The organism is uncultured Nostoc sp. (assembly GCF_964245445.1).
GTDB lineage: Bacteria > Cyanobacteriota > Cyanobacteriia > Cyanobacteriales > Nostocaceae > Nostoc.
This window is the reverse complement of sequence record NZ_CAXTNE010000384.1, coordinates 1-5,807: the sequence shown is the minus strand read 5'-3', so window position 1 is coordinate 5,807 and position 5,807 is coordinate 1. Positions and strand designations below refer to the sequence as shown.

The following is a 5,807-nucleotide window of genomic DNA, read 5'->3' as shown; positions in this document are numbered from 1 at the left end:
CAAGGGGGACAAGGGGGACAAGGAAGAATTATTCAAGAAGTCTCTCCTTTGTCTGCTTCCAATCTCCAGTACCCAATGCCCAATACCCAATGCCCAATGCCCAATGCCCAATACCCAATGCCCAAAACACAGTTGCTTTTAAATTTGATTCCAATCATCGGCTTTTTTCCGTCCTTGTGGACTCTCTATCGGGGCCAAGGGAGTCGGGAACAACTAGCTATTAGTCGTATGTCTATTACTTTGGCGCTTACTTGGCTATTGGGATATCTATTATTAGCTACCGGAGCAGCAACTTCAGATTTTTTTCCGCTACGTCTTTTTATCCTGAATAGCTTTCTGACATCGGGTTACTTTTTAGTAAGTGTCTGGTTGATTTTGCGCCTGATGCAGGGCAAATCTGGGCGTTTACCAGGGTTTACTACCTTAGCAGAACGAGTACTAGGAAAGTACTTATCTTAATTTTTTAAGGTGATAATTTTTCAGTAGTTTTACCTATTTCCTAAAAAATTACTGTTGATTTATCTATATATCTAGTCAAATCCAGTTTATTATTGCCATACTTCAGTAAAACATCTCTAAGTTGGCCCAAAAGAAGGAAAAATGCTGCTATAAGTGTTGTGGTTGACACTACATTAAAAAAATTAGCACTGATAATTAAGAGTTAGTTATTATGGGTTGATTTGTTTAGATGTTTTTAGTTTGCAAATTTACCGAATTTGATTATTGAGTAAGTGTGAGGAAGTCTGTGACCATTCAAAGAAGTTCGGCGGAAGAAAACCAGTCGGGAAAAGCCTCAAAGTCCAGTAAAAGAATTCCCCTTTCCCATAACTCGAAATCCGGGCGTTGGCTATGGTTTTGGGTAGGTATGAGTGGGATTGCAATGGTGTCAGCAACAGCAGGGGCGCTTTTGGCGGTGTCTTTGACCAGTACACCTTTGCAACAAGCCCAGCTAAGTCCACAGGATGAGGCGGTCTTTGATAGCGATCGCATTTCTGGAGGTGTATTGCGATTTTCAGAATTAACCCGCCCGGTTAATCTCTTGGTTATGGGCATGAGCGTACTTCCCCCGGATATCCAAAACCCTCCCGAAGAAACCAAAAACCTCAAATACCTGCCCCAGGTAAACTCCTTTGATGGTCTTTCCGATGTGATGCTCTTGCTCAAATTTGATCCAGAGACGAAAAAAATAATTATGCTCTCCATTCCCAGAGATACCCGCACAGAAATAGAGGGGTATGGGGTGAAAAAAATTAATGCCGCCAATGTTGACGGTGGCCCAGCTTTAACTGCCAGAACTGTTAGTAATCTCTTAGGTGGCGCGGGAATTGATCGCTATATCCGAATTAACGTTTTGGGAGTTGCCAAGCTAATCGATGCTTTGGGTGGCGTGACAGTTTATGTCCCCAAAGATATGAAGTACCAAGATGATTCTCAACATTTGTACATCAATTTGAAGGCGGGTAAGCAGCATCTCAATGGCAATCAGGCACTACAATTGCTGCGGTTTCGCCATGACGAACTTGGAGATATTGGTCGGATTCAACGGCAGCAAATGGTCATTCGTGCCTTGATGGATCAAACGCTCAACCCAGCTACTGTAACTCAATTACCTAAAGTTCTGGATGTAGTTAAAGACCACATTGATACTAACTTGACGGTTGAAGAATTAGTGGCGCTAATGGGTTTTGGAGTGCGAACAAATCGCTCTAATATGCAAATGTTAATGTTGCCAGGTCGCTTTAGCGAGAAAGGCGAGTTTGATGCTAGCTATTGGTTGCCTAACAAAAACGGTATTGCCAAATTGATGGCTCAACACTTTGGTTTGGAGTCAGAACAGGAACAGCAGGCGACTGCGACTGACCCATATTCTTTACGTGTAGCAATTCAAGATAGTACAGGTGGCGATCGCTCTAACCTCCGACCATTGATTAGAGCCTTGGAAAAATCTGGATATCGCAATATATATGTAGCCAAGTCATGGGGTGAACCTCTAGAGGTGACTCATATTGTCGCCCAGCAAGGAGATGGTGACAGTGCCGAATCAATTCGTAACACTTTGGGGTTTGGCGAAGTACGTGTGGAAAGTACTGGCAACCTTGGCTCAGATATCAGTATTCAAGTAGGTCAGGATTGGTTGCAACAAAAATCTATTTTGGAGAAGTCGCTGACACCCTAAAGTGATGAAATTCATATTTTTAACTGAACTGTTTACACTGGTTGAAATATTTCTGCTGAGAGTGAATTTACTATCTGGCTGAGTTCTTGGAGTTTAGTTGCTACTGCACCATTGGTTAATAATTCTTCTGCCTTAGCTAAACCCTGTGGCATATCGGGACAAATACCACTCCGCCATAGGTAAAATCCACCATTCCACAATGCTGTTTGCATTAGTTCGCCTGGTTCACCTGCCAAAACCTTCTGAATATCTGCCACCAGTTCTTCAGTAGTTCCAAGAGGTACGTTCTTGGTAGTAAAGCCGTAATCACGCGGTACGAGGTGCAATCTTTCTACCTCTTGGCCTGCTACGGATGAAGATAAGCTGATAATAGCAGTACGATCGCGCGGTAAATCACAACTACCTTCCAATCCTTTCACTAATGTAAATTTTGTTATTCCCCGCAGCCCCAAAGCTATCTGAAACATCCCTTCTGTCGGCGGATGCACAAACCCAGCAATTACGTGAACATCCCCTGCATAAGGACACCAGATTAGCTCCATTGTCGCCAATGGCGGACGTTTGCCAAGTTGGTCGCGGTACTCCCAAATACTATTAGTTAAGGGAAAATGCTGAGGTAGATAAATAAAGCCGATTCCCGTTTGCTCAAACACTTGCTGGGTTTTTGCTAGTGGTAGGTTAGTCCAATCGACTCCTAAACCCTGCCAAATATCTATTATAGGTAAGCCGTACTTAGTTGGAAGGCGATCGCCACCGTGCATTACCACTGGTTGTCCAACTGCGGCGAGTAGTAAAGCTGTTACCGGATTAATTGGTGCTGTGCGTGTTCTGCCATCATAAGGGATGCCAAGAGCGATCGCTGGTCGCCGAGAAACGATTGGTTGCAGTTTTGGTCCCAGTTGATCATAAGCATCCAACATTCCCGCTAACTCTTCCCCTGTGGGACGTTTGATTCGATGAGCAATCAAAAACGCTCCGATTTGGGCTGGTGTAGCTTCACCCAGCAGCATCATTTTAGTGGCCGTGGCTGCTTGAGCACGAGTTAAATTCTCACCTGTGTGATTTCCGCTACCTACTTTTTGCAGTAATTCCCGAAATATATTGCTCATTTATGCTTTGTCCTTTGTCCTTTGTCATTTGTCCTTTGTCATTTGTCCACTGTCATTTGTCCATTGTCCTTTCTGAAAATAACTAATTACCAATGACTAATAACTAATGACACTTAAAGTAAACCAAAAAGTTTTTCCCTTTATAGCGATGCCTGCGGCGGGCTACGCCTACGCTAATCAAGTTTACGTAGTTTAAAGTGCTATATCCTACTTCCTATATAATTACTTCTTATACTGTTCTGAAAGGTTTCAAAAAATGAAATGACCAAAGTACATGTAAAATATTACACATCAATATTTAATTACGGTGTAATCAGATATTCAGCCTCTTGCGATTCATTTACTGACAGTATTAGAAGATAAGCAATAATCGAGTAACATCCAGATTCAGGAGTTGCTGCATGACACAAAAAACAAACGACACAGCCAACAAAAATTTTACTGCTGCTAACAAACTCAACCTGAAAGCTTCTCGAAATCAAGTTCTCACGGCTCCATTACCAGACCCGATTGCAAAAAATATTGAAGCGATTAGTTCACTTCATACCCAGGAAGTTCGAGATATTCCCGCCCACCAGCGGATACTAGAAGCGATCGCTACATTCTTTGGGCGAGCGACATTTCTGTATAGTTTGCTAGTCATACTGGCTATCTGGATTTTTGGCAGTTTTTTTGATCGTTTTTTGCCATTCAACCTGCCCTCGTTTAGCTGGTCAGATCAAGGCTTAGACGCGGCTGCATTGGTGATTTCAACCGGAGTGCTGGTGCGACAAACTCGCCAAGAAAACTTTGCCGAACAGCGCGCGCAATTGATGTTACAGCTTAACCTGCTCTCCGAACAAAAAATTGCCAAGATTATTGCTCTATTAGAAGAACTCCGTACCGATTTGCCTGATGTGATAAATCGGCATGATTCTGAAGCTGAAATGATGCAGGAAGCTGCTGACCCGCTCGCGGTTTTGGAAGCACTCCAGAAAAATCTAGCTGAAGAGCTGTCATCCACAGAAGAAAATAATATGAGTTGAGTGCAGTTTTTTAGTAGACTTTTGTTTCCATTTAAAAATATAAAAGAAAACTTTAAGTATAGTCTTTGTATCAACAATTAAAATTTAGCGATCGCTATAAAGGGGAAAAAACTTTTTGGTTTACTGATTTAAGAAGCCGATCGCTGCTGGTCAATTTGTAATGGGATATTTTCCCGCACGAGTTGCCAAAAGTGTTTGATGGGGGGAATTTGCAGCCGATCTTGAGTTGTTACCATAACAACCCGACGAGTCAAACTCGAACCATCTGCTAAACCACTAGTATTATTGCCAGCTAAGGAACGAATCGCTAGGGTAGGGTCAAGACGAGCTTCCATTAATGCTGATTGAGGTAGCAAAGCTATCAATTCTCCTTGGCGCACTACTCCCCGGAAGGCATCTAGGGTATTTACCTCTAAAGCTGCCTGGAGTGTAGCTTCCATTCGCTCAAATCTATCTTGTATTAAACGCTGCATCCCATAACCATCTTTAAAAACCACTTGGGGATAACGAATTAGCTCCGACCAAGGAACGCATTCATATTGGGCTAGTGGATGGTTGGCTGCGGTTAGAACTTCTATCGGTTCATCATAAAGTACTTCTACCACCATTTCTCTGCCAGTGGTTAAAAAGCGATTATTCATCACAATTGCTAAATCCACCAATCCATCTTTGAGGACTTTGAGGGCGCGATCGCTTCCCAATGAAGTCACCCGCAATTGCACATCTGGATAATCATGACAAAATTTTTGCAACACTGGTGGCAGATAAGATCCACAAAGGGAGTGAATCGCGGCAATGCAAAGTTCTGGCTGCTTTCCGGCGATTAAATCGGCTAATTCTTCTGTAGCTGTCTGCCATTCTTGGCAAATTTTACGGGCACGGGGTAGTAAACATTCACCTCCCAGCGTTAATTTTGCATGACTAGTTCTGTGAAATAGTTCTATACCCAAATCTGCTTCCAAAGCCTGGATTTGGCGACTAATCGTCGATTGGGTAACACCAGATGTTCGCGCTGCTTGTTGAAAGCTGCCGGTTTGTGCGATCGCCAGAAAGGCTTGCAACTGCTCTAGGCGCATTTTTATGTAGCCTGAATTACATTTATAGGTTTCATTAAATTAACGGTTTTTTACCCATTATTTAGTATAGTTTGTTACAGCAATTTCTTTCTGGTCTACATTTGTGTAAAACAGGTTTGACTGCCTTAATCGTGAATTATCCGCTTTGCACGGGTTTTTTGGGAAAATATCGCCAAAAAAGAATTGACTATCTTCTGCTGAAATATATGAATTTTTAGATAAGACTTTTAAAATATGCGGGGGATTATGAGGTTTGAGCAACACAAGTAAGTTTCTGTGTAACCTCAAGCAAATAGCTGTGCAATTTGTGGATACGCCTGTGATCGCGTCATACTTGCATTTACTAATTACGAATTATATTGATTATTTGGCGTTGCATAATAGGGGGATGAATTGAGGTCATCTACTGTGCAATGTCCAT

The 5,807-nt window shown here is 42.4% G+C and carries 5 protein-coding genes; 3 read left to right on the top strand and 2 right to left on the bottom strand.

What is annotated here, in order from left to right:
• Positions 1-96: 96 nt before the first annotated feature.
• On the top strand, positions 97-459 hold the full coding sequence (locus ACFE90_RS35435; RefSeq protein ID WP_375506944.1) for a hypothetical protein: 363 nt from the start codon (positions 97-99) through the stop codon (positions 457-459).
• Positions 460-745: 286 nt separating this feature from the next.
• Positions 746-2,176, top strand: coding sequence for an LCP family protein (locus tag ACFE90_RS35430; protein WP_375506943.1), 1,431 nt, complete (start codon positions 746-748; stop codon positions 2,174-2,176).
• A gap of 32 nt (positions 2,177-2,208) precedes the next feature.
• On the opposite strand, the gene ACFE90_RS35425 is transcribed toward ACFE90_RS35430, so the two are convergent.
• The gene (locus ACFE90_RS35425) at positions 2,209-3,285 is read right to left on the bottom strand and encodes an anthranilate phosphoribosyltransferase family protein (protein ID WP_375506942.1); all 1,077 of its coding nucleotides are present in this window, start codon (positions 3,283-3,285) and stop codon (positions 2,209-2,211) included.
• A gap of 401 nt (positions 3,286-3,686) precedes the next feature.
• Between ACFE90_RS35425 and ACFE90_RS35420 the strand changes: the two genes are divergently transcribed.
• Positions 3,687-4,310, top strand: coding sequence for a DUF1003 domain-containing protein (locus ACFE90_RS35420; protein ID WP_375506941.1), 624 nt, complete (start codon positions 3,687-3,689; stop codon positions 4,308-4,310).
• 128 nt (positions 4,311-4,438) lie between these two features.
• On the opposite strand, the gene ACFE90_RS35415 is transcribed toward ACFE90_RS35420, so the two are convergent.
• Entirely contained in the window at positions 4,439-5,386 is a 948-nt protein-coding gene (locus ACFE90_RS35415) for a LysR family transcriptional regulator (protein ID WP_375506940.1), read from the bottom strand.
• Between the last annotated feature and the right edge of the window lie 421 nt (positions 5,387-5,807).

Excerpts from the sequence above, each read along its gene's own strand:
- ACFE90_RS35435 (WP_375506944.1), top strand. The coding sequence starts at position 97 with ATGCCCAATGCCCAATACCCAATGCCCAAAACACAGTTGCTTTTAAAT.
- ACFE90_RS35425 (WP_375506942.1), bottom strand. The coding sequence starts at position 3,285 with ATGAGCAATATATTTCGGGAATTACTGCAAAAAGTAGGTAGCGGAAAT.
- ACFE90_RS35420 (WP_375506941.1), top strand. The coding sequence starts at position 3,687 with ATGACACAAAAAACAAACGACACAGCCAACAAAAATTTTACTGCTGCT.
- ACFE90_RS35415 (WP_375506940.1), bottom strand. The coding sequence starts at position 5,386 with ATGCGCCTAGAGCAGTTGCAAGCCTTTCTGGCGATCGCACAAACCGGC.